This is a genomic window from Micromonospora rosaria (genome assembly GCF_001567585.1).
Lineage (GTDB): Bacteria > Actinomycetota > Actinomycetes > Mycobacteriales > Micromonosporaceae > Micromonospora > Micromonospora rosaria.
In genome coordinates this window covers 90,922-112,767 of the sequence record NZ_LRQV01000002.1, presented here as the reverse complement: position 1 = coordinate 112,767, position 21,846 = coordinate 90,922, and the positions used below count along the sequence as shown (strand labels likewise).

Annotated in this window: 24 protein-coding genes; 14 read left to right on the top strand and 10 right to left on the bottom strand. The window is 72.9% G+C overall.

Annotated features, from left to right (window positions below):
• Nucleotides 1-109 precede the first annotated feature (109 nt).
• Nucleotides 110-763: a class I SAM-dependent methyltransferase gene (locus tag AWW66_RS01295; protein WP_067359426.1), complete on the top strand. Its 654-nt coding sequence runs from the start codon at nt 110-112 to the stop codon at nt 761-763.
• A gap of 100 nt (nt 764-863) precedes the next feature.
• On the top strand, nt 864-1,163 hold the full coding sequence (locus AWW66_RS01290) for a hypothetical protein (protein ID WP_067359425.1): 300 nt from the start codon (nt 864-866) through the stop codon (nt 1,161-1,163).
• 120 nt (nt 1,164-1,283) lie between these two features.
• Here AWW66_RS01290 and AWW66_RS01285 read toward each other — a convergent pair whose 3' ends face one another.
• The gene (locus AWW66_RS01285; protein ID WP_157527053.1) at nt 1,284-1,733 is read right to left on the bottom strand and encodes a hypothetical protein; all 450 of its coding nucleotides are present in this window, start codon (nt 1,731-1,733) and stop codon (nt 1,284-1,286) included.
• A gap of 601 nt (nt 1,734-2,334) precedes the next feature.
• On the opposite strand from AWW66_RS01285, the gene AWW66_RS01280 reads away from it, so the two are divergent.
• Nucleotides 2,335-3,897: a multicopper oxidase family protein gene (locus AWW66_RS01280; RefSeq protein WP_067359423.1), complete on the top strand. Its 1,563-nt coding sequence runs from the start codon at nt 2,335-2,337 to the stop codon at nt 3,895-3,897.
• Nucleotides 3,898-3,946: 49 nt separating this feature from the next.
• Here the strand turns inward: AWW66_RS01280 and fabI are convergent, their stop codons facing one another.
• Nucleotides 3,947-4,711 carry an enoyl-ACP reductase FabI gene (gene fabI / locus AWW66_RS01275; protein WP_067359422.1) on the bottom strand — a complete coding sequence of 255 codons (765 nt, stop codon included), beginning with the start codon at nt 4,709-4,711 and terminating at the stop codon, nt 3,947-3,949.
• A 245-nt stretch (nt 4,712-4,956) separates the two neighbouring features.
• Here fabI and AWW66_RS01270 point away from each other — a divergent pair, with 245 nt between their 5' ends.
• Nucleotides 4,957-6,588, top strand: a complete 1,632-nt coding sequence (locus AWW66_RS01270) for an FAD-dependent monooxygenase (RefSeq protein WP_067359464.1) — start codon at nt 4,957-4,959, stop codon at nt 6,586-6,588.
• Nucleotides 6,585-7,283 carry an N-acyl homoserine lactonase family protein gene (locus AWW66_RS01265; protein ID WP_067359421.1) on the top strand — a complete coding sequence of 233 codons (699 nt, stop codon included), beginning with the start codon at nt 6,585-6,587 and terminating at the stop codon, nt 7,281-7,283. Before AWW66_RS01270 ends, AWW66_RS01265 begins: the two co-directional genes overlap by 4 nt.
• A 121-nt stretch (nt 7,284-7,404) precedes the next feature.
• Here the strand turns inward: AWW66_RS01265 and AWW66_RS01260 are convergent, their stop codons facing one another.
• The 3 genes from AWW66_RS01260 to AWW66_RS01250 form a co-directional block, all read right to left on the bottom strand.
• Nucleotides 7,405-8,412 (bottom strand): beta-ketoacyl-ACP synthase 3, encoded by a 1,008-nt coding sequence (locus AWW66_RS01260; protein WP_067359420.1) that lies wholly within the window; start codon nt 8,410-8,412, stop codon nt 7,405-7,407.
• Nucleotides 8,413-8,479: 67 nt separating this feature from the next.
• Nucleotides 8,480-9,694, bottom strand: coding sequence for a cytochrome P450 (locus AWW66_RS01255; RefSeq protein WP_067359419.1), 1,215 nt, complete (start codon nt 9,692-9,694; stop codon nt 8,480-8,482).
• A 127-nt stretch (nt 9,695-9,821) separates the two neighbouring features.
• A complete protein-coding gene (locus AWW66_RS01250; RefSeq protein ID WP_067359418.1) occupies nt 9,822-10,598 on the bottom strand; it encodes an AfsR/SARP family transcriptional regulator in 777 nt (258 codons plus the stop codon).
• 728 nt (nt 10,599-11,326) lie between these two features.
• Here AWW66_RS01250 and AWW66_RS01245 point away from each other — a divergent pair.
• The gene (locus AWW66_RS01245) at nt 11,327-12,196 is read left to right on the top strand and encodes a PEP/pyruvate-binding domain-containing protein (protein WP_067359417.1); all 870 of its coding nucleotides are present in this window, start codon (nt 11,327-11,329) and stop codon (nt 12,194-12,196) included.
• 18 nt (nt 12,197-12,214) lie between these two features.
• Here AWW66_RS01245 and AWW66_RS01240 read toward each other — a convergent pair whose 3' ends face one another.
• Genes AWW66_RS01240 through AWW66_RS01220 form a run of 5 tightly spaced genes read right to left on the bottom strand, consistent with a single transcriptional unit; the run spans nt 12,215 to nt 16,351 of the window.
• Entirely contained in the window at nt 12,215-13,774 is a 1,560-nt protein-coding gene (locus AWW66_RS01240; protein WP_067359463.1) for a peptide MFS transporter, read from the bottom strand.
• Nucleotides 13,771-14,682 carry an NAD(P)-dependent oxidoreductase gene (locus tag AWW66_RS01235; protein ID WP_157527051.1) on the bottom strand — a complete coding sequence of 304 codons (912 nt, stop codon included), beginning with the start codon at nt 14,680-14,682 and terminating at the stop codon, nt 13,771-13,773. The genes AWW66_RS01240 and AWW66_RS01235 overlap by 4 nt, the downstream gene beginning before the upstream one ends.
• The gene (locus AWW66_RS01230) at nt 14,679-15,101 is read right to left on the bottom strand and encodes a SchA/CurD-like domain-containing protein (protein WP_067359416.1); all 423 of its coding nucleotides are present in this window, start codon (nt 15,099-15,101) and stop codon (nt 14,679-14,681) included. Before AWW66_RS01230 ends, AWW66_RS01235 begins: the two co-directional genes overlap by 4 nt.
• A gap of 33 nt (nt 15,102-15,134) precedes the next feature.
• Nucleotides 15,135-15,872: an SDR family NAD(P)-dependent oxidoreductase gene (locus AWW66_RS01225; protein ID WP_067359415.1), complete on the bottom strand. Its 738-nt coding sequence runs from the start codon at nt 15,870-15,872 to the stop codon at nt 15,135-15,137.
• A gap of 14 nt (nt 15,873-15,886) precedes the next feature.
• On the bottom strand, nt 15,887-16,351 hold the full coding sequence (locus tag AWW66_RS01220) for an anthrone oxygenase family protein (RefSeq protein WP_067359414.1): 465 nt from the start codon (nt 16,349-16,351) through the stop codon (nt 15,887-15,889).
• 179 nt (nt 16,352-16,530) lie between these two features.
• On the opposite strand from AWW66_RS01220, the gene AWW66_RS01215 reads away from it, so the two are divergent.
• The 8 genes from AWW66_RS01215 to AWW66_RS01180 are packed head-to-tail and all read left to right on the top strand — an operon-like array spanning nt 16,531 to nt 21,845.
• Complete coding sequence (locus AWW66_RS01215; protein WP_067359413.1) at nt 16,531-16,851, top strand: TcmI family type II polyketide cyclase; 321 nt, start codon at nt 16,531-16,533, stop codon at nt 16,849-16,851.
• Between the two features lie 46 nt (nt 16,852-16,897).
• Nucleotides 16,898-17,332, top strand: coding sequence for a cupin domain-containing protein (locus tag AWW66_RS01210; protein WP_067359412.1), 435 nt, complete (start codon nt 16,898-16,900; stop codon nt 17,330-17,332).
• Nucleotides 17,329-18,600: a beta-ketoacyl-[acyl-carrier-protein] synthase family protein gene (locus AWW66_RS01205; protein WP_083978124.1), complete on the top strand. Its 1,272-nt coding sequence runs from the start codon at nt 17,329-17,331 to the stop codon at nt 18,598-18,600. The genes AWW66_RS01210 and AWW66_RS01205 overlap by 4 nt, the downstream gene beginning before the upstream one ends.
• On the top strand, nt 18,597-19,814 hold the full coding sequence (locus AWW66_RS01200; protein ID WP_067359411.1) for a ketosynthase chain-length factor: 1,218 nt from the start codon (nt 18,597-18,599) through the stop codon (nt 19,812-19,814). The genes AWW66_RS01205 and AWW66_RS01200 overlap by 4 nt, the downstream gene beginning before the upstream one ends.
• A gap of 42 nt (nt 19,815-19,856) precedes the next feature.
• Nucleotides 19,857-20,108: an acyl carrier protein gene (locus AWW66_RS01195; RefSeq protein WP_067359410.1), complete on the top strand. Its 252-nt coding sequence runs from the start codon at nt 19,857-19,859 to the stop codon at nt 20,106-20,108.
• Nucleotide 20,109: 1 nt separating this feature from the next.
• Entirely contained in the window at nt 20,110-20,589 is a 480-nt protein-coding gene (locus AWW66_RS01190; protein ID WP_067359409.1) for an SRPBCC family protein, read from the top strand.
• Between the two features lie 25 nt (nt 20,590-20,614).
• Complete coding sequence (locus AWW66_RS01185) at nt 20,615-21,067, top strand: anthrone oxygenase family protein (protein ID WP_245647811.1); 453 nt, start codon at nt 20,615-20,617, stop codon at nt 21,065-21,067.
• A gap of 28 nt (nt 21,068-21,095) precedes the next feature.
• Nucleotides 21,096-21,845 carry an SDR family NAD(P)-dependent oxidoreductase gene (locus AWW66_RS01180; protein WP_067359407.1) on the top strand — a complete coding sequence of 250 codons (750 nt, stop codon included), beginning with the start codon at nt 21,096-21,098 and terminating at the stop codon, nt 21,843-21,845.
• The last annotated feature ends 1 nt before the right edge of the window (nt 21,846 follow it).

Below are 21,846 nucleotides of genomic sequence, written 5' to 3'. Positions count from 1 at the left end.
GGGACCGCCGCCCGACACGACGGTGGCACCGACGGTGAGTGATGGGGAGTCGCAGATGGCACACCGGCAGCCGGACGACGCAGCGCATGGCGCGGGGGTGCGCTGAGCCGTGTCGTTCTTCCTCGAGTTCGTGCGCAACCCCCTGACCGTCGGCGCGGTCGCGCCGAGTTCGCCCGCGTTGGCCGAGGTGGCCACGGCCGCGGTGCCGCGGACGGGCGCTCCCACCGTTGTCGAGCTCGGGCCCGGCACCGGCGCGTTCACCGAACTCATCCAGCGACGCCTGGCGGGCGGCGGCCGGCACATCGCCGTCGAGGTCAACGCGCGGTTCGCGCAACGGCTGGCGGCCCGCCATCCGTCCGTCGAGGTGGTGAACGCGGACGCCACCGTCCTGCGGGACGTGCTGGCGCACCGCGGCGTCGGCCCGGTCGACGTCATCGTCAGCGGTCTGCCCTGGGCGGCGTTCGACCACCAGCTCCAGCACGAGATCCTGTCGGAGGCGGTCGCGGTCCTGCAGCCCGGCGGCGTCCTCACGACGTTCGCCTACGTCCACGCGCGGTACGCCCCGCCGGCCCGGCGGCTGCTGCGGTCGTTGCGTTCCCGGTTCGAGGAGGTCGTGATCAGCCGGACCGTCTGGAGCAACCTGCCGCCCGCCCTGGTGTACGTCTGCCGCCGCCCGATCGTGGTCGGCGACGGTGACCCGGTGGCGGACCGGGGTCGTGACGGTGCGGGCGCCCGGGGTCCGCTGGCGATCGGTGCGGCGTGACCGGGGCGACGTCACCGGTGGTGACGCCGGCACCGCCGGGTGACGGTGGGAAGCCGTGACCCGGCGCGCGGCACCGGCCGCGCCGCGTACGGTTCCTGACATGGCCCCGCAGGAGACCCCGGTCATCGACCTGGACACCCCACCGGCCGCCACGGCACCGCCGCCACGGGGGCACCGTCACCGGCGTGCCGCCCTGGTGCTCGTGACCGTCGCGGGGCTGGGCCTGCTCGGGGGAGAACCGCGACGGCCACCGCCGGTCGGTCCCGCCGTGACCTGCGAGCCGCCCCCCGCCCGGGTGGTCGGCAGGGTGTCCGCCACGCCGGGAGCCGCCCGGGTGACGGTCGTGGTCGACGCCGCCTCCGGCAGCGTCCTGTGCCTGCACCGGTCCCCGGCGCGCTGACCCGGGTCGCCGGTCGCAGAGGCGGCCGGTCGCCGGCCCGGCGCACCACCCTGGTCGAGGCGGTGCGCCGGTGACGCCGGTGGCGGTGCGGCTCCGGGATCCCGGCCGCCGCCGCGCCCGTCAGAGGAGCAGGTAGCCGAGCACACCCTCGGGCCGCTGGCCCTCGCAGTTCGGGTCGTTGGAGTCGAAGTGCTCCCCGTTGCTGCGGACGAGGCACCGGTAGAACGCCCGGTGGGGGGCTGCCGGCGGAGCGGTGTACGCGTAGCCGATCAGCCCGAGGGAATACCGTCCCTCGCAGTCGAACTGGGGGGAGGTGAACCGGTCGGATCCCTTCGTGCACTGAAAGAGCGGGTGGGTGCCGGCCGCCCAGCTGGTGTGGATCTGCCCGAGGACGAACTCGGCCTGGTAGCCGCCGCCGGGGTGGAAGACCGAGGTCATGTGGTCGTTCCTCGGCCACCAGTACCGGGTGAGCGGCGCGGTGTCGGCGAGGAGCAGGCGGTCCGGTGATCCGGTGCCCGAACCGCTGTCGGTGACGGCGTGCGGCTGGCTGACGCCTCGCGCCCCTGCCATGGCCGTCGCCGGTGCCGCGACTCCGGTCGTCATGACGGTCGTCGCGATCACCGCCACGACAAGTCCAGCCATACGTCGTCCACGTGCCCGAAGAGAACCCATGGTCGTCAATTCTTCGGAAAAACATGATGACTGTCAATGAGTCTGCACTTTTGCGTCAATTGTTAAGACGGTTCTTGTGTCGTCTCCGGGATGAGGGATGACGACCGACCTGGTGCCGTCACCGGCCGTCGTGCGGTGCGTCCTGGCCTGCGATCCCGTGGACCGACACGTACCGTTCCGACCCGCGTCCCTTCGTCGCATGTCCCACCGGTTCCCGGTGGAACGAGCGGACTGCAGGTCTCGATGATGGTGACGCCGGACGGCTTCAGCCGCGAGGCGGCCAGCTCCACCGTGCGGAGCTGCCGTTCCTGCGTGCCCACGAGATACAGCGTTCTGATCGGATTCGCAGCCGATCGAGGCCTCCTTCCGGAGGTGACTACCAGCAATCCTCACCGGGGGCGTACGCCACGCGCCGCAAACGCCCGTGCCGTTCCTGCTTCGTAGGGTGTACACCGGCCGGCGGACGGCAAATTCCCCTTTCGTTCCTAGCATCAGAGGAATGCGAATCAACCGTCGTCGTCTGCTGCAACTGACTGGCCTGTCGGCGCTCGGGATCCCGCTGGCCGCTGTCTCCGCCGGCTGCTCGTCCGACGTCACCGGCAGCGTGCTCAAGAGCAAGGCGGACGTGCCCGACCCGTTCCGCGTCGCGCTGACGCTGCCGCCGGTGCTCAAGCCGGTGCGCCGCACCGATTCGGCCGACTACTACGAGATCACCGCCCGCGCCGCGTCGGTGGGGATCCTGCCCAACCTGCGTACCCCGATCTGGGGCTACAACGGCTCGTTTCCCGGCCCGACGATCGTCTCGCGCAGCGGCCGGCGCACCGTGATCCGACACACGAACCGGCTGCCCGTGCCGCTCGTCGTGCACCTGCACGGTGGCCGCACCCCGCCGGCCGACGACGGCTACCCCCTCGACCTCGTCATCCCCGAGGGGGGCAGCGCCGGCGGCGGGCCCCACGCGGGGCACGGCGACACCAGCACCGGGTCGAGGGAGTACGACTACCCGTTGGAGCAGCGTGCCTCCACGCTCTGGTACCACGACCACCGGATGGACTTCACCGGCCCGCAGGTGTGGCGGGGCCTGGCCGGCTTCCATCTCGTCCACGACGACGAGGAGGAGAGCCTGCCGCTCCCGTCCGGTGACCGGGACGTGCCGCTGATGATCTGCGACCGGTCGTTCGACCGGGACGGCTCCCTGATGTACCCGTCGGTGGACGACTCGTTGATGGGCGACCACGGCGTCGACAACGACTACCACGAGGGCGTGCTGGGTGACGTCATCCTCGTCAACGGCCGGCCCTGGCCGGTCATGGAGGTGGCGGCGGCGCGGTACCGGCTGCGGTTGCTCAACGCCTCCAACGCCCGGCGCTACGAGTTGGCGCTGGACCCGGCGCCCGACGGGCCGTCCTTCGTGCAGATCGGCAGCGACGGCGGCCTGCTCGGCGCGCCCCGCTCGCTGGACACGCTGCCCATCGCCCAGTCGGAGCGGTACGACGTCGTCGTCGACTTCGGGAAGTTCAAGCCCGGCACCACCGTCGACCTGGTCAACCGGATCGACGACGGCAAACTCGGCAAGGTGATGCGGTTCGCCGTCACCGAGACGGTACGCGACGAGTCACGGATCCCCGACCGGCTGTCGGACATGTCGGAGTTCGACGCGCTCGACCCCGCCGACGCGGTGGCCACCCGCAAGATCGCCTTCGGTCGGGGCGGCAAGCAGAACGGCCACGAGACCTGGGTGATCAACGGCAAGCTCTTCTCACCGGACTTCTCGGTGGCGGAGCCGAAGCTCGGCACCAGCGAGATCTGGGAGTTCAACACCGACGCGCACCACCCGGTCCACGTACACCTGGTGCACTTCAAGATCCTCGGTCGGTCCGGGACGGGGGGTCCGGCGCTGCTGCCCACCGACGGTGGCTGGAAGGACACCGTGGACCTGCGCGGCGGCGAGAACGTCCGGGTGCTCGCCCGGTTCGGCCCCTACAAGGGGAAGTACGTCATGCACTGCCACAACCTCGAACACGAGGACATGGCGATGATGGCCAACTTCGTGGTCCGCTGACAGCAGGTGCCGCCGGTCGGTGTCCGACCGGCGGCACCGCACCCCGGCCCTACGCCCCCACCGCGTGCACACCCCCGTCGACGTGCACGATCTCGCCGGTCGTGGCCGGGAACCACTCCGACAGCAGCGCCACGCAGGCCCGCGCCGCCGGCCCGGTGTCCGTCACGTCCCACTCCAGGCACGCCCGGTCCTTCCATACCGCCTCGAAGTCACCGAACCCGGGGATGTTCCGCGCGGCCACCGTCCGCAGGGGGCCCGCCGCCACGAGGTTGACCCGGATGCCGCGCGGCCCCAGGTCCCGGGCGAGGTACCGCGCGCACGACTCCAGGCCGGCCTTGGCCACGCCCATCCAGTCGTACCCGGGCCAGGCCACCGTGGCGTCGAAGGTGAGCCCCACGACCGCGCCGCCGGCGCCCATCAGCGGCAACGCCGCCGTGGTCACCGAGGCGAGCGAGTACGTCGAGACGTGCACCGTCCGGGCCACGTCCTCCCAGCCGGTCCGGAGGAACCGCCCGCCCAGCGCCTCCTTCGGCGCGAAGCCGACGGCGTGGACGACGCCGTCGAGGCCGTCGACGTACCGGCGCACCCGGTCGGCGAGGCCCGCCAGGTGCGCGGGGTCGGTGACGTCCAGTTCCAGCACGGGTGGCGTCCCCGGCAGCCGGGCGGCGATCCGTTCCACCAGGCCCATCCGGCCGTACCCGGTCAGCAGGACCTGCGCGCCCTCGGCGATGGCCACCTGGGCGGTGCGGAACGCGATCGACGACTCGGTCAGGACACCGGTCACCAACAGGCGCTTGCCGTGCAGCATCGACATGGTGCCTCCCCTGGGTCGGCCCCAGGTCTACCAACCCGGGCTGGTGCGGCGGCACGAGACGCGGTCGGATCCGCCTCGCGGGGTGGTCGAGGGCGACTGGTGGGCCTTTGTCCGGTACGCCGTCCTGCCCCTAGCCTGGGTCACGCGGGCATTCCCGCTTCTCGATGCAGTCGGCCACGGCCACCCGAGGTCCCGCGCGGTGGCCGTGGCCGGTCGTGGCGTACGTCGCTGAGAAGGAGAAACCGATGCGGGTGGACGAGACCGGGGTGCTGATCGTGGGCGGCGGGCTGGCCGGACTCGCGACGGCCGCCTTCCTGGCGCACTGGGGAGCGTCCCCGGTGCTGGTGGAGCGACACGAGACGACGTCGAGGCACCCGCGGGCGCGCGGGGTGAACGCCCGGACCATGGAGCTGTTCGACGTGCTGGGGATCTCCGGCCGGGTGCGGGGGACACCGTCCGGGCGGGCGCTGGCCGGCAACCGGGGCATCCGGGCGATGGAGAGCCTGGCCGGCCAGGACATCGGCGAGTTGCACGCACCGTACTTCGTGGACACCGACGTGGACATCTCCGACCTGAGCCCGGCCCGGTGGTGCCTGTGCGACCAGGACGAACTGGAGCCGGTGCTGCGCGATCGGGCGGTGGAGCTGGGCGCGGACGTCCGGTTCGCCACCGAGCTGGTCGACGTGACGGTCGACGACTCCGGGGTGCTGGCCGAGGTGCTCGACCGGGCCACCGGGGAGCGGCGGCTGATCCGGGCCCGCTACCTCGTCGCCGCCGACGGGCCGCAGAGCCCCCTGCGACAGCGGTGGGGGGTCGGCACCGAGGGCGAGGGCACCCTCGCCACCTACCTCAACATCCACTTTCGGGCGGACCTCGCGGCGCCGCTGGGCGACCGGCGGTTCATCCTCTCGTACGTCGTCAACCCCGATCTCATGGGCGCGCTGGTGCCGGTCGACAACGCCGACAACTGGCTGCTGCACGTCATGTACGACCCGGCGAGCGGGCAGAGCCCCCGGGACTTCCCCGAGCAGCGGTGCGTGGCGTTGGTCCGCTCGGCGGCCGGCATCGCCGACCTGGACGTCAAGATCCAGAGCGTGCTGCCCTGGGAGGCGGCCGGACGGTGGGCGACGCGGCTGCGGCGGGGGCCGGTGTTCTTCGTCGGGGACGCCGCGCACGTGATGCCTCCGACCGGGGCCCTCGGCTCCAACACCGGGATCCAGGACGCCGTGAACCTCGCCTGGAAGCTCGCCGGGGTGCTGCGTGGGGTCGCCGGCGCGGAGCTGCTGGACTCGTACGAGTCGGAACGGCTGCCGGTGGCCCGCGCCACGGTGCAGCAGGCGGTGCTGCGGTCCCGGGACCGGCCGGTCCTGCTCGGTGAGGAGTTCGAGGGCTCGGCGGAGATCCTGCCGGACCGGGTCGTCCACTTCGGCCAGCGGTACCGCTCGACGGCGGTGGTCGGCGGGGACACCGCCGCCGTCCCGGCCGACGCGGACCCGGTCTGGGTGGACCACTGCGACGGTACGCCGGGCACCCGGGCCCCCCACGCGCCGGTACGCCTCGACGGCCGGCCGGCCTCCGTGCTGTCGTTGTTCGGCGCGGGCTGGACCGTCGTGCTCGGCGCGGAGGCCGCGGTCGACGACACCGTGGCGGCCGTCGCGGCGGATCTGGACCTGCCGGTGACCGTCCACCGCATCGGCGCCGACGTGCTGCTGGACGACCCGGTGGGCTCGCAGCCGTACGCCGACGCGCAGCTCGTGCTGCTGGTCCGGCCGGACGGCCACGTCGCGTGGCGGGCGGCGGCCGACGCCCTGCCCGACCCGGGGCAGGCCCTGCGCGACGCTCTGACCGGGGTGCTGTCCCGGGGCGGGTCCCGATGAGGCTGCACCTGCTGCGGCTGGGCACGATCGCCGGTCTCGACGCGCCCGTGCCGGGGTACCTGGTCCGCGCCGACGACGGCACGAACCTGCTGGTCGACACCGGGCCGCCGGTCGACGCCCCGGACCCGGCCGGTGTGCTGACGGTCGCCCCGCACGAGCGGGTGGACCGGGTACTCGACGGGCTCGGCCTCCGGCCGGCGGACATCCACGTGGTGGTCTGCACCCATCTCGATCCGGACCACGCCGGCAACCACGCCCTCTTCCCCGACGCCGAGTTCGTGGTGCAGCGCCGGCACCACGAGGCCGCGCTGGCCGGCAGGATCGACCGGATCGCCCGGACCCGACCCCGCTGGGACGTGCCCGGAGCGCGGTACCGCCTGGTCGACGGGGACACTACCCTGCTGCCCGGCGTCGAGCTGGTCGAGACGTCCGGGCACGTACCCGGTCACCAGTCCGTCCTGGTCCGGTTGCCCGGTGACGGGCCGGTGCTGCTGGCCGGGGACGCGATCCCGATGGGCATCGCGGCGGACCCGCAGGAGCGGCCGATCCTGCCGTTCGACCTGCACGAGGAGGACACCCGGCGCAGCACCGCCCGGCTCGTGGCCCTGGCCGGGGCGGAGGGCGCGCTGCTGGTCTTCGGGCACGACCCCGTGCAGTGGCCGGCCCTGCGGACGGGGACAGCCGGCTACCGCTGAGCCGGCACGGTACCCGCCCGGAGGGCTCGCCCCCCGGGCGGTGCCGCGTGCGCCCACCCGGATCGGGGCGCGGTGGACCGGGCCGGGAGCGTCGGCCCCCGGCCCGGCCCGGTCGAGGCGGTCAGGGGATCTCGACCACCTGGGCCGCGTAGACCATGCCCGACCCGAACCCGATCAGCAGCGCCAGGTCGCCGCTGGTGACCTCGTTCTGGCGCAGCAGCCGGTCCATCGCGAGCGGGATCGACGCCGCCGACGTGTTGCCGCTCTCCCGGATGTCGGTCGCGACGACGACGTCGTCGCCCAGCTCCAGCGCCGTCGCCACCGCCTGGCTGATGAGCAGGTTGGCCTGATGGGGGATGAAGGCGGACAGGTCCCGCGCGGTGACGCCCGCGGCGTCCATGGCGGCCCGGGCGATCGGGGCCAGCTCACTCGTGGCCCAGCGGAACACCCGCCAGCCGGACATGCCCAGCACCGGCCAGGCCCGCTCCGGATCCCGCTGCAGCTCGGGCAGCCAGTAGCCGGTCATCCCGACGGCGGCGGCCCGGGACCCGTCGGAGCCCCAGACGACCGGCCCGATCCCGGCCTGTCTCCCGGGACCCACCACCACCGCGCCGGCACCGTCGGCGAAGAGGAAGGCGGTGCTCGGGTCGGAGCGGTCGAGGATGTCCGAGATGCGTTCCGCGCCGAGCACCAGGGTGTAGCGGCTGCTGCCGGCGGCGACCAGGTCGTGCCCGAGGGCGAGGGCGTGGCAGAACCCGGCGCAGGCGGCGGAGACGTCGAAGCCGGCGGCGGTGCGGCGGCCGATCTGGTACGCGACCATCGAGCCCAGCGACGGCATCTGGGTGAGGTGCGTGGTCGTCGCGGCGACCACGCAGTCGATCTCGGCCACGTCGATGCCGGCGGCGGCGGCGGCCTTCTGCGCCGCGGTCACCGACATGCGGACCAGGGTCTCCTCGTCGGTGGCGAACCGGCGTTGCCGGATGCCGGACCGGGACTCTATCCACGCCGCGGACCGACCGACCTGCGGGGCGATCTCCTCGTTGTCGACCACGGTGCTCGGGCGGTAGACGCCGAGGCCGAGCATCCGGGCGGTGACCGGGGCGGAGTTCCGGCGAAGTGCTACAGGCATGGAATGTGCACCTTCCTCCGAGGGGGACGTGAACGACCGGCGACCGGCCGCCGAGGTGGCGGGACGGTCACCAGGCGACCGGCAGGGCCCGCAGGGCGCGGATCATCGAGCTGGCGCCCCAGTCGAGCTCGGTCGGCGGTACGGCCAGCCGCAGGCTGGGGAAGCGGCGGGTGAGGCCGCTGATCGCGGTTTCGAGCTCGATCCGGGCCAGTCGGGCGCCCAGGCAGTGGTGGATGCCGTGGCCGAAGGCGAGGTGCCGGTTGTGCTCGCGGTCGAGGCGGAACCGGTCGGCGTCGGCGAAGACCGAGCCGTCGCGGTTGGCCGACGAGGTGGCCGGGATGACCGCCTCTCCGGCGCGTACGGTCACTCCGGAGAGCTCGACGTCGGTCACGGCGACCCGGATGGTGCCGCCACTGGCGGCGGCCGGCGTGTGCCGCAGCAGTTCCTCGACGGCGACCGGCACCAGTTCGGGCCGGTCGTGCAGGAGCTGGACGGTGCCCGGGTGGCGCAGCAGGGTGAGCGTCCCGTTGGCGACGCCCGCCGCCACCGTGTGGTAGCCGGCGGTGAGCAGCGTGGAGCCGAAGGTCAGCAGCTCGTCACGGGTGAGCCGGTCGTCCTGGTCGTGCGCGGTGACCAGGACGCTGAACAGGTCGTCGCCCGGCTCCCGGCGCTTCTGCTCGACGAGGGTGCCGAGGTAGGCCGAGAGCGCGTCCCGGGCGGCGGCCACCTCGTCGGCCGCGCCCGGTCGGAGCAGGAGGGTGCTGTCGGTCCAGCGGCGGAAGTCGTCGCGTCGGTCGTGCGGGACGCCGAGCAGCTCGCAGATCACCGCCATCGGCAGGGGCGTCGCGTACGCCCGCACCAGGTCGACGGGCCCGCCGGTGTGCGCCATGGCGGTCAGGAGCCGGTCCACGGTGGCCTCGATCGTCGGGCGCAGCGCCTCCACGCGCCCGGTGGCGAAGGCCGGTGCCACCAGGCGTCGCAGGCGGGTGTGCTCCGGTGCGTCGAGTGACATGATCGACGCGCGGTCCGGCGGAACCGGCCGCAGGCGGGGGGCGCCGGGACGCGCGGCGGCGGCCCGGCTGAAGCGGTGGTCACCGAGCACGGTCCGGACGTCGTCGTAGCGGGTGGCGAGCCAGGCGGTGTCGCCGGTGGGCAGCGACACCCTGGCCAAAGTCCGCTCGGCACGGAGTCGGGCGAACTCTGGCGGCGGCTCGAGCAGGTCTGGCGTGGGGAAGGGGAACGGCAGATGGACGTCCCGGTCCGCCGGGTGCGGTGACTTCATGGATGACCGTCCCTGTCGGCGAGGATCTCGGTGGGCCCCGGCGTGGCGTGGGGGCCGGCCTCATCCTCACTGCGAGGGATCGAGCTGCGGTCGACGACCGCTGGTGCCGACGGGCTCGGGCCGAGGGTCAGTAGCTGGCCAGTTCCCTCAGCGGCGCGTCCGCCAGGATGGCCTGCTGGGCGTGCTGGAGCTGGTGGGAGGGCTCCAGGCCGACCTCTTCGCGCAGGATGCGCCGGACGTCCCGGTAGACGGCCAGTGCGTCGGTCCGTCGACCGGTGGCGTGCAGGGCGATCATGAGCTGACGGTGGAGCCACTCGTTGAGCGGATGCAGTGCCGTCAGGGCACGCAGCTCCCCGACCAGTTCCCGGTACCTGCCGAGCCGGAAGTCGGCCTGAATGCGCAGCTCCAGCGCCGTCAGCCGGGTCTCCTCGAGCCAGGCGATGTGCGCCGCCAGCCGGGGGCCCGGCTCGACGTCGGCGAGGGCGGCCCCGCGCCAGAGGGACAGCCCGGAATGGAGCATCGTGCTCGCGGTGGCCGGATCGTCGTCGTCGAGTGCGGCCCGGCCGCTCCGAACCAGGTGATCGAAGCGGGTCGCGTCGAGCTGGTCGCAGGTCGTGTTGATGACGTATCCGGGTGGGCGGGTCATCAGGATGTCCCGGTTCTCGCCACCGCGCTCGGAACAGAGGATCTTTCGCAATTGATAGATGTAGGTCTGGAGGGTGGCCTGGGCGCTGCGCGGCATTTCTCCCCGCCAGAGCTCCGTGGCGAGGGTCTCGGTAGGAATGACCCGGTTGGATTGCAGCAGGAGCAGGGCGAGTAGTTCACGCAACTTCGGCGCGCTCGGTGTGCAGTCACGGTCGCCCTTGATTACCTCGAGTGAGCCGAGGATTTTGAAATCAGTCACTAGTCTCCCCCGATACTAGGCTGGACATCGATGAATGTAGCACCGTGCGGTGGTGGTGTCACTCCCCACTGCGTATTCCCGTGGATCCTTCTGGAGTATCTTGATCTAAGCGCTACACCCATAGGCTTACTTCAAATGATCTAATTCCGCTCCCCACTCGGCGCTGCCGTCGCATCGGGTTCCCGGGTGGCGGGCCCGCCCCGTGCTGAACTGCCCAACCCTCCGAGGTGTGGCCCGTCGCAGGTTGGCCGGCACGCGATTCTTCGACCGGGGCTCGGTCGGGGCCTGTTCCGGTGCGCCCCGTCGACGTGGCGGCGGATGTCGGGTGGCGGGGGAGCGCCGGAATTAGGCCTTTTGGTGGCCCGAGCGGATGTCTTGGTATATTTGTCGCACTCTCCGGATGGGTTGTGTGCGTGTTGCCGGCGCGTTGGCTGTCGCATGTCGGACACGGGGTGACTGGTGGCGCGGCGATTCGGTCGCGCCGTCGGTCGGGATCCGTCCGGAGTAACGCGACTACTTCGGAAGATGTACGTGGATGGATTATTGCTTTAGCGGGCCGAGATCGTATCAATATGTAGTCCGAGATGCTCCGCCTGTTCGCCGGCGCGGTGTCCGCCCCGACAGGCAATCGCCATTCCGCAGGGGGGTGCCCCTGCAGCCGATACGGAGGTCGCCGGCAAGTGGCCGAGCCCGGAGCAGAATACAGCCGCCGGTCCAGTGTCTATTGGTTGACCGACCGAGGCGCCCGTGAGCGGGACCTCGTCGGCGACGAGATGGCGTGCCTCAGTGGACTCGCCGACGAACTCCCGGTGCCGCCGGCGTTCTGCATGACCGCGCTGTCGCCGTACGACCTGCTCGCGGGGGAACTCGACGAACTGTGGGCGCTGCTGACCACCGCGTACGCGCGGATGCAGACGATCGCCGGCCAGTCCGAGCCGCGGCTGGTGGTGCGCCGCTCCCGCTGCGACCTGTCCCCGGTCGCCGGCATGCCGCCCACCTTCCTGAACATCGTCGGCCTCGACGGGCTCGCCGCCGCCGTCCACGAGGTGCTCGCCTGGCCCGCCCCGACCCGCAGCACCGACCCGAGGCTGCCGCCGGAGGCGCTCGGCGGCCGGGGCCGCTCGGCCGTCCTGGTGCAACTGCTGGTCCCGGCCGAGGCCGCCGTACGGGTCGGCCCCCGGCCGCGGGACCCGCTCGCCGCCACCCCGACGTCGACGACCGGAACCGGGTCGGCGGCGCCGGTCCGTGCCGCCCCGGTCGACCACGCGGTGATCTCGGTGCGGGCGACCTGGGGCCTCGGTGAGGGCATCGCCGACGGGGCCACCCCGGCGGACGTCCACCTCTTCGACCACGACCTCCGCCTGCTGCACCACGAGGTCGCCGACAAGGAGTGGATGACCGTGCTGGCCGACGGCGGCGTGGACAACGTCCGGGTGCCCACGCGGCTGCGCCGGGCGGGCAGCCTCGACCTGCGCGACGCGCGCCGGGCGGCGACGCTCTACCTGCGGGCCCGGCAGCGTCTCGGCCGCGACGTGTGGCTGAACGTCGCCGCCGCCGACGGGGACCTGACGGCCGTCGCCTGCACGGAGGCGGACTGACGGCCGTCGGCCGCCGGGTCAGGCCAGGTGGCGACCCAGTCGCCGGGCTCCCAGCGCCACCATCGTCGCGACCAGTGCCACCAGGAGGCCCAGCCCCGCGAAGTACCCCGTCTGGGGTACGACGTCCGCCAACCGCGCCACCTGGCCGCCGATCGCGACGCCGAGCGCGGCGAACAGCCACCAGACGCCCATCAGCTGACCCACCAGGGCCGGCGGAGCCACCTGCGACAGGGCACTCAGGCCGGTGGGCGCCAGCGCGAGTTCACCGCAGACCTGGAGCAGGTAGACCAGGACCAGCCACCAGACCGTCACCAGGACACCGTCGGCGGCCCGCTGGGCGGCGACCGCCATGACCAGGAAGCTCGCGCACATCAGGGCCAGCCCGGCGGCGAACTTCGCCGGCACGCCGATCCGCCGGTCGGTACGCACCCAGAGCCAGGCGAACAACGGCGCGAGCAGCAGGATGAAGCCCGGGTGCAGCGACTGCAGCCAGCTCGCCGGGAACTCGAAGCCGAGGACGTCGCGGTCGGTCTGGCGCTCGGCGAAGAGGTTCAGCAGCGAGCCGCCCTGGTCGTACGGCAGCCAGAACACCGCCGAGGCGAGCAGCAGCCACCGGAACGCCCGCAGCCGCCGCCGGTCCGCCGCGTCGAGCGTCGGACTGCGCAGGATCGCCCGGTACGTCAGCACCGGCACCACGAGCGCGGCCACGCCGATCACGGCCAGCACGTGCTCGATCGTGAACGTACCGGCGGCCACGTCGACCGCGACCAGCAGCGCGGCCACCACCACGGCGACCGTCACCCACCGGGCGACCCGGCGGCGCAGCTCGGGCGGCGCGGGGTCGGTCGGCGCGGCACCGAGGTCACCGAAGTGGCGCGAGCCGAGCACGTACTGGACGAGCCCGACGGTCATCCCGACAGCCGCCGCGCCGAAGCCCAGGTGCCAGTTGATCCGTTCGCCCAGCAGGCCGGTGACGACCGGCGCGAGCAGGGCGCTGACCTGGATGCTCATGTAGAAGACCGACCAGGCGGCGTCGCGCTTGCCGGTCTCGCCCCGGTAGAGGTGGCTCACCATCGAGCCCATCGACGGCTTGATCAGCCCCGTGCCGGCCGCGATCAGCGGCAGCCCCAGGACGACGCCGGTGGTGGTGGGGATCGCCATGCTGTAGTGCCCGGCCGCGATCAGCAGCGCGCCCAGCAGGATCGCCCGGCGTGCGCCCAGCAGCCGGTCGCAGACCCATCCACCGGGCAGCGCGGCCAGGAACACCGTCGACATGTAGAGCCCGAACACCGCGGCGGCCTGACCCGCCGGCACCCCCAGGCCGCCCCGCTCGGTCGGCGCCACCAGGTAGAGGAACAGGATGGCCCGCATCCCGTAGAAGCTGAACCGCTCCCACATGTCGACCATGAACAGCGTGCCGAACCACCGGGGCTGACCGAAGAACGTCCGGCCCGGCGTACCCGCGGCCGGTGGCGGCGTGCCGGTGACCGGTGGTGCCGGGGCGGTGGCCGCGCGGTCCGGGGCGGCGGCCGGGTGGCCCGGGGCGAGCGCGCCGGAGCCGGACCGGTCGGCGGTCACCGGGGTCCCTCGGGCAGCGGTGTGCGGGGTCCCGGCGCCCACCGGCCGGTGACGTGCTCGACGACGACCGCGGCGTCGGCGTCCCCGTCGCCCCGCCGGGCCACCTCGGCGAACCGCCCGGCCGCCGCCGCGGTCACCGGCAGGTCGACCCCGAGCCCGGCGGCCTCGGACAGGGCGAGGGCGAGATCCTTGCCCATCAGCGTGCTGCGGAACGCCGCCGGGGTGTAGCTGCGCTGCCGCATGATCTGCGCGCGGAAGCTCATCACCAGCGAGCTGAAGCCGCTCTCGGCGACGGCGGTCAGCAGCATGTCGCGGTCCAGGCCGGCCCCGACCCCGTACGCCACGCCCTCGGCGAGCGAGGTGACCTGCGCGCCGAGCAGCAGGTTGAAGACCAGTTTCAGGGTGGCGCCGGCACCCGTGTCGCCGACGTGCAGCACCTGGTGACCGAGTACGTCGAGCACGTCGCGTACCGCCTCGACGTGCGCGGCGGGTCCGCCGGCGAAGACGCGCAGCGCCCCCGCGCGGGCCTGCTCGGGGTTGCCGAGGACGCACGCCTCGACCCGGGTGACGCCGTGCCCGGCCAACCGCGCGGTCACCTCCCGCGACCAGGTCGGGGAGACGGTGGAGGTGTCGACCAGCCACGTTCCGGCGCGCAGGGCCGGCAGGGTCCGCGTCAACAGGACGTCGCGCTGCGCCGGCTCGTCGGCGAGGCTCACCACCACCACGTCGGCCCCGGCGACCGCCTCGGCCGGTGTCGCGGCGAGCCGGGCGCCGGCCGCCACCACCGCCGCCGCCCGGGCCGGGGTGCGGTTCCAGACCACCAGCGGCAGGTCGTTGTCGAGCAGGTTCCCCGCCATCGCCGAGCCCATCGTGCCCAGCCCGAGGAAGGCGTACGACCGGGCGCTCACGCGCGTCCCGCCGCGGACTGCCGGTACCGCTCGATCGGGATGTCGGCCATCAGCTCCGCCGGGACGCTGAGCTGCTGGATGGAGCGCATGGTGCTGTTCTCGAAGTAGTGCAGGAAGCCCTCGACCGTGCTCGTGTCGCGGGCCTCGGCGAGGTACGGTGCGAGCCGCTCCTCGGCGGTGTGCACGCCGGCCTGCCCCGCCATGTGCCTCGCCACGTCGGACAGGTGGCCCTCGTACTGGATGACGCGGACCATGGTGTCGTCCTTGATGAAGAGTCCAGTGGCGAGGATGATCCCCACCTCGTCACCGTCGTCGTCGTGCAGGATCGGGGAGTCCGCCCGCTGGAAGTCGGCGAAGATCGCGGCGATCTCGTCCTCGTGGCCGGGCTTGACCTTGTAGGTGATGGCGGCGAAGGGCATGGTTCCTCCTCAGGGTCCGAAGCGGACGGGTGCTCAGATGCCGCCGTCGACCGGGATGGTCGCTCCGGTGACGTAGCGGGACAGGTCGGAGGCGAGGAAGAGCACCACGTCGGCGACCTCCTCCGGCTGTGCCAGCCGGCCGAGCGCGACCATCGCGCTGAACCGCTCGTACAGCTCCTCCGGGAGCCCGGCCTGGGGCTCGGTCTCGACGATTCCCGGCGCCACCTGGTTGACCCGGATCCGCCGCCCGCCCAGCTCCTTGGCCAGCGAGCGGGTCAGGCCGAGCACCCCGCCCTTGGCCGCGCCGTAGTGGGCCCGCAGCGGTACGCCCCGGGCCGCGGCGGCACCGCCGATGTTGACGACGCTGCCCCCGTCGGCCAGCAGCGGCAGCGCCGCCCGGGTCACCAGGAACAGTGAGGTCAGGTTGGCGTCGAGCAGGTGGTGCCACTCCTCGGGCGTCATGCTCTGGAACGGGTCCATCCCGTCGATGCCGGCGTTGTTGACCAGGATCTCCAGCCCGCCGAGCGACGTGCGGACCTCCTGCGCGAGCCGGGCGACCTCGTCGGCGTCGGTGACGTCGGCCCGGACCACCACGTGCCCGTCGCCGTGCCGCTTCAGCTCGTCGGTCAGCGCGGCGGCGGCCTCGTCGTCGGCTCGGTAGCAGGCGGCCACGGTGGCACCGGCCCGGGCCAGGCCGAGGCTGATGCTGCGACCGATGCCCCGGGTCCCCCCGGTCACGAGGGCCCGGCGGCCACTCAGGTTGAGGTGCATGTCTTCTCCTCGGGTCAGGGCTGGACGAAGAGGACCGTGACCAGGCCGAGCAGGAAGGCCGCCAGGGCCAGCGAGGTCCGCAGCAGGTGCAGCCGTCCCCACACCGGGCGGGGGTCCACCCAGTCCGGGCCGGGCACGGTCTCCGCCGGCAGCGACTTCACGCTCCGGTTCAGGGGCACGTTGCCGAGGTGGGAGACGCCGGCGACCGCCGCCATCAGGACCGCGCCCAGGCCGAAGGCCACCCGGCTCGGCACCGGGTCGACCACGACGGCGAGGGCGAGCAGCGCCGCCACCGTGGTCAGCACCACGATCGGCATGGTCGGGTCCCAGTTGCGGCCGAGCAGCCGGTGCGCCTGCACGTAGCGGTCCACCGGCATGGCGCGCAGCGCCGGCACCATGCTCAACGCCACCGCGAACAGCACGCCGGCGGTGGTCCCGCTGCCCAGCAGCGCGACGAAGGTCAGGACGTCGGTGGCCATGGCAGAACCTCCGGTCGACTCCGGTCAGGTCGCAGCGACGGTGCCACGGGCGGCTAGAAGGCGGATCGAGGACGACTCGACGGGCACCGGCGGTCGTCGAGCGAGGCTCGACAGCGCTCCGAGCGGGCTTTGCCAGCCTGCGTCACAGGCCGCGCGGCGGCTCGACGAGAGGAGCCCTGATGCACCGGACCCTGATCGTGGCTCGGCTGGAGCCGGAGAACGCGGCGGACGTGGCGGCGATCTTCGCGGAGTCCGACGCCACCGAACTGCCGGAGCTGATCGGCGTCCGGAGCCGGACGCTGTTCACGTTCCACGGACTCTACTTCCACCTGGTCGAGGCGGACGAGGACAGCACGCCACGGCTCTACCAGGCCCGGGAACACCCCCTGTTCCAGGACGTGAACACCAAGCTCGCCAAGTACATGAGCCCGTACCACCCGTCCTGGCGGGAGCCGAAGGACTCGATGGCCGAGCGGTTCTACGAGTGGGAGCGGGACTGAGTCCCGGCGACCCTGACGAAGAAGGAGACACGCTGTGTCCGCTCCGATGATCCGCAAGGTCTCGCTGTGCGACACCCCGGCCGACCACCGCCGGGGCGGCACCATCAACCTGCTGCTGAGCCCCCGCTCGGTGGGCGCCACCTCCGGCTTCATGGGTGTGGGCCGCCTCGAACCCGGCGAGTACGTGATCGAGCACTACCACCCGTACTCCGAGGAGTTCGTCTACGTCGTCGAGGGCGAGCTGCACGTGCGGGCCGAGTCGCAGGAGCTGACGCTGCGCGCCGACGACAGCCTGCTGATCCCGGTCGGCGTACGGCACCGGTTCGAGAACCGCGGCGACGTGCCGGCCCGGGTGGTCTTCCACAACGGCCCGCTGGCGCCCCGCCCGGACCTCGGGCACGTCGACGTCGAGGAGCCGCTGACCGAGGGCCCACCCCCGCAGGTCGGCGGGCCGGTGCGGGAAACCGGGGGCGTGCGGTGAGCACCCGCCGCGCGGTGGTCACCGGGATGGGGGTCGTCGCGCCCGGCGAGCCGGGCAGCAAGGCCTTCTGGGACATGATGACCTCCGGCCGGACCGCGACCCGCCCGATCTCGCTGTTCGACGCGGCCGGGTTCCGCTGCCGCATCGCCGCCGAGTGCGACTTCGATCCGGCGCTGTCCGGGCTGACCCCGCAGGAGATCCGGCGGATGGACCGCGCCGCGCAGTTCGCCGTGGTGGCGGCCCGCGAGGCGCTGGCCGACAGCGGCCTCGGCGATGGCGAGGTCGACCCGGACCGGGTCGCGGTCGCGATCGGCAACGCGGTCGGCAACACCACCAAGATGGAGCAGGAGTACGTCGTCGTCAGCGACGGCGGCCGGCGCTGGCTGACCGACTGGACGTACGCGGTGCCGCACAGCTACCAGTTCATGGTGCCCAGCTCGGTGGCGACCGAGGTGGCCTGGCTGGTGGGCGCGGAGGGACCGGCCACCGTGGTCTCCACCGGGTGCACCTCCGGCCTGGACGCGCTGGGGCACGCCATGCAGCTCATCGCCGAGGGCACCGCCGACGTGGTGATCGCCGGTGCGACCGAGGCGCCGGTGTCGCCGATCACCGTGGCCTGCTTCGACGCGTTGAAGGCGACCACACCGAACAACGCCGACCCGGCCGGGGCCTGCCGCCCGTTCGACCGTGACCGCGACGGCATCGTGCTCGGTGAGGGCTCGGCGGTGTTCGTCGTCGAGGAGGCCGGCCACGCCCGTCGCCGCGAGGCCCGCGTCCACGCCGACCTCGTCGGGTACGCCAGCCGCGCCAACGCGTACCACATGACCGGTCTGAAGGCCGACGGCCGCGAGATGGCCGAGGCGATCCGCGCGGCGCTGCGGCAGGCGCGGATCACCCCGGCGGAGGTGGACTACGTCAACGCGCACGGCTCGGGTACCCGGCAGAACGACCGGCACGAGACGGCGGCGGTGAAGGCCAGCCTCGGCGGGCACGCGTACCGGGTGCCGATGAGCTCCATCAAGTCGATGGTCGGGCACTCGCTGGGCGCGATCGGTTCCATCGAGATCGCCGCGAGCATCCTCGCCATCACCCACGACGTCGTGCCGCCGACGGCGAACCTGCACCACCGGGATCCGGAGTGCGACCTGGACTACGTGCCGGTGCACGCCCGGGAGCACCCCGTCGACGTGGTGCTCAGCGTCGGCAGCGGGTTCGGTGGCTTCCAGACGGCGGTGCTGGTGGCCGCGCCGGGGCGGGTGGCGGCATGACCACGGCCACGGTCACCGGCATCGGTGTCGCCGCGCCCACCGGGGTCGGGTTGGCGGCGTACTGGTCGGCCACCGTGGCCGGCAAGGGCGCCATCGACGTGATCGGGGCGTACGACGCGAGCGGCTATCCGAGCCGGCTCGCCGGTGAGGTGCGCGACCTCGACGCGGTGGAGCGCGTCCCGAAGAAGCTGCGACCGCAGACCGACCACATGACCCACATGGCGCTGGTCGCCGCCGAGGAGGCTCTCGCCGACGCGGGCATCGACCCGCTGGCCTGGCCCGAGTACGAGATGGGGGTGATCACCGCCAACTCCGCCGGTGGCACCGTCTTCGGGCAGCGCGAGCTGCAGAAGCTGTGGACCAGGGGTCCGCTGCACGTCAGCGCGTACATGTCGGTGGCCTGGTTCTACGCCGCGACCACCGGGCAGCTCTCGATCCGGCACCAGATGCGCGGACCCTGCGGGGTGCTCGCGGCCGACCAGGCCGGCGGGCTCGACGCGCTCGGCCAGGCGCGGCGCGTCCTGCGCGGCGGCACCCGCATGGTGCTGGCCGGCGGGACGGACGCGCCGATGTCCCCGGCCGGCCTGACCGCCCAGATCGCCACCCGGCTGCTCAGCCGCAGCGACGACCCGGCCCGGGCGTACCTGCCGTTCGACAGCGCCGCGGGCGGCTTCGTGCCGGCCGAGGGCGGCGCGATGATGACCGTCGAGGACGCCGCCGCCGCGCGTGGGCGTGGGGTGCGGGGCTACGGGGTCATCGCCGGGTACGCCGCGACCTTCGACCCGCCGCCCGGCTCCGCCCGGCCGCCCGCGCTGGGCCGCGCGATCGTGCGGGCGCTGGCCGACGCCGGCGTCCGCCCGGACGAGGTCGACGTGGTCCTCGCCGACGCGGCGGGCGTGCCCGCGCTGGACCGGGCGGAGGCCGACGCGCTGCGTGGCGTGTTCGGCCCGCGTGGTGTGCCGGTGACCGCGCCCAAGACCACGACCGGCCGGATGTACGCCGGCGCCGGCCCGCTCGACGTGGTCACGGCGCTGCTGGCCATCCGCGACGGCGTCATCCCGCCGACCGTCAACGTCGCCGAACCGGCGCCGGAGTACCAGCTCGACCTGGTCTGCGGCGCCGCCCGGCCGGCCCGGCTGGCGACCGCCCTGGTGCTGGCCCGGGGCCACGGCGGCTTCAACTCCGCGGTCGTCGTCCGCGGCCCGGACCGCTGACCAGCACACCGTCCGAATCACCCGACACCCTGGGGAGGGGTCATGAGTCAGTTCACCTTCGACGACCTGTTGGGCATCCTGCGCGCCGTCGACGACCAGAGCGGCGGCGACGTCACCGAGGAGTCGCTCGACGCTCCGTACGAGGACCTGGAGTTCGACTCGCTCGCGGTGCTGGAGATCGCCACGCACATCCAGCAGAAGCTCGGCATGTCCATCCCGGACGAGGCGGTCGAGGAGATGCGCACGCCCAGGGCGACTCTCGACTACGTCAACCGGCGTCTGGCGGCGGTGTGACATGGCGGGCCGCACGGACAACCGGGTCGTGATCGCGGCTCCGCTGGACCTGGTCTGGGACATGACCAACGACCTGGAGTCGTGGCCGACGCTGTTCGGCGAGTACCGCAGCGTGGAGATCCTGGAGCGGGAGGGCGACCGGGTCCGCTTCCGCCTGACCATGCACCCGGAGCCGGACGGCACGGTCTGGAGCTGGGTCTCCGAGCGCCGCGCCGACCGGGCGTCGCGGACCGTGCACGCCAAGCGGATCGAGACCGGGCCGCTGCTGGAGTTCATGCACCTGTTCTGGGAGTACCGCGAGGTGCCCGGCGGGACCGAGCTGCGCTGGATCCAGCAGTTCCAAATGAAGCCGGACGCGCCGGTCGACAACGCCGGCGCCCAGCGGCACCTCGACGCGCAGACCGCGAAGGAGATGCGGCGGATCAAGGAGATCGTGGAGCGGGCGGCGGCGGAGACGCCGGCGACCGGCGCCCCGGCCTGACGGGGGTGGGTGACCGTTGTCCGAGGTGCTCGCGGTGGTGGCGGTGGTCGGCAGCGGTCTCACCGCCGGGGTGCTGGTGTCCACCATGCTCGGGATCATCCCGTTCATGCGGACCCTTCCCCCGGACCGCTACGTCGCCGCGCACCGCTACCTGTGGAGCCGCTACGACCCGTTCATGCCGATCTGCTTCGGCCTGAGCGTCCTGGCCGACCTGGTGCTCGCCGTCCGCGTCACCGACCCCACCGTCCGCACGCCGGTCGTCCTCGCCACCGTGTGCCTGGCCGCGGTGATGGTCATCTCCGTCACCCGGCAGGTGCCGATCAACCGGTGGGTGCGCGACCTCGACCCGGCGGCGCTGCCGCTCGACTGGGCCGAGGTCGACCCGCGCCGACGCTGGCGGAACTGGAACCTCGCCCGCACCGTGCTGGCCTGTGCCGGCTTCGGGCTCAACGTCGTGGTCCTCACGGCGATGCCGTGACCCGCTCGACAACCACTGAGAGGAAGTCATGACCGGTCTACTTGCCGGCAAAAACGTGATCGTCACCGGGGGAAGCCGGGGGATCGGGCGGGGCGTCGTGCTCGGCCTGGCCCGCGCCGGTGCCACCGTCGTCACCTGCTACCGCACCGAGGGCGAGCACGTCGAGACCCTGCGTCGCGAGCTGAAGGACCTCGGCGGTGACCACCGGCTGGTACGCGCCGACGTCACCGAGGTCGCCGACGTGGAGCGGCTGGTGGCGGAGGCCCGGGACACCGGGCGTCCGCTGCACGGGCTGGTGCACAACGCCGGGGTGATCAGCCACGTGCCGTTCGCCGACCTGACCCCGCAGGAGTGGCACCGGGTGGTGGACACCAGCCTCACCGCCGCGTTCCTCGTGCTGAACAAGGCGCTGCCGCTGATGGGTGAGGGTTCCTCGGTCGTCGCCGTCGGCTCCCGTGTGGCGACGGTGGGCATCCCGCTGCGCGCCCACTACACCGCCGCCAAGGCCGGCCTGGTCGGCTTCATGCGGTCGCTCACCAAGGAACTCAGCCCACGCGGTATCCGGGTCAACGTGGTCGCCCCCGGGATGATCGAGACCGAGGAGGCCGAGAAGCTCTCCCCCGAGCAACGCCAGGCGTACGCCCAGCGCTACGCCCAGATCATCGCGATGGGCCGGTTCGGCCGGCCGGAGGACGTCGCCGACGCGGTGGCGTTCCTCCTGAGCGACCGGGCCGCCTACATCACCGGCGAGACCCTCAACGTGGACGGAGGCATCTGAC

Bases quoted from the DNA above. Each gene is read 5' to 3' on its own strand.
- AWW66_RS01290 (WP_067359425.1), top strand. From the start codon at position 864: ATGGCCCCGCAGGAGACCCCGGTCATCGACCTGGACACCCCACCGGCC.
- AWW66_RS01285 (WP_157527053.1), bottom strand. From the start codon at position 1,733: ATGGCAGGGGCGCGAGGCGTCAGCCAGCCGCACGCCGTCACCGACAGC.
- AWW66_RS01280 (WP_067359423.1), top strand. From the start codon at position 2,335: ATGCGAATCAACCGTCGTCGTCTGCTGCAACTGACTGGCCTGTCGGCG.
- fabI (WP_067359422.1), bottom strand. From the start codon at position 4,711: ATGTCGATGCTGCACGGCAAGCGCCTGTTGGTGACCGGTGTCCTGACC.
- AWW66_RS01270 (WP_067359464.1), top strand. From the start codon at position 4,957: ATGCGGGTGGACGAGACCGGGGTGCTGATCGTGGGCGGCGGGCTGGCC.
- AWW66_RS01265 (WP_067359421.1), top strand. From the start codon at position 6,585: ATGAGGCTGCACCTGCTGCGGCTGGGCACGATCGCCGGTCTCGACGCG.
- AWW66_RS01260 (WP_067359420.1), bottom strand. From the start codon at position 8,412: ATGCCTGTAGCACTTCGCCGGAACTCCGCCCCGGTCACCGCCCGGATG.
- AWW66_RS01255 (WP_067359419.1), bottom strand. From the start codon at position 9,694: ATGAAGTCACCGCACCCGGCGGACCGGGACGTCCATCTGCCGTTCCCC.
- AWW66_RS01230 (WP_067359416.1), bottom strand. From the start codon at position 15,101: ATGCCCTTCGCCGCCATCACCTACAAGGTCAAGCCCGGCCACGAGGAC.
- AWW66_RS01225 (WP_067359415.1), bottom strand. From the start codon at position 15,872: ATGCACCTCAACCTGAGTGGCCGCCGGGCCCTCGTGACCGGGGGGACC.
- AWW66_RS01220 (WP_067359414.1), bottom strand. From the start codon at position 16,351: ATGGCCACCGACGTCCTGACCTTCGTCGCGCTGCTGGGCAGCGGGACC.
- AWW66_RS01215 (WP_067359413.1), top strand. From the start codon at position 16,531: ATGCACCGGACCCTGATCGTGGCTCGGCTGGAGCCGGAGAACGCGGCG.
- AWW66_RS01210 (WP_067359412.1), top strand. From the start codon at position 16,898: ATGATCCGCAAGGTCTCGCTGTGCGACACCCCGGCCGACCACCGCCGG.
- AWW66_RS01200 (WP_067359411.1), top strand. From the start codon at position 18,597: ATGACCACGGCCACGGTCACCGGCATCGGTGTCGCCGCGCCCACCGGG.
- AWW66_RS01195 (WP_067359410.1), top strand. From the start codon at position 19,857: ATGAGTCAGTTCACCTTCGACGACCTGTTGGGCATCCTGCGCGCCGTC.
- AWW66_RS01190 (WP_067359409.1), top strand. From the start codon at position 20,110: ATGGCGGGCCGCACGGACAACCGGGTCGTGATCGCGGCTCCGCTGGAC.
- AWW66_RS01180 (WP_067359407.1), top strand. From the start codon at position 21,096: ATGACCGGTCTACTTGCCGGCAAAAACGTGATCGTCACCGGGGGAAGC.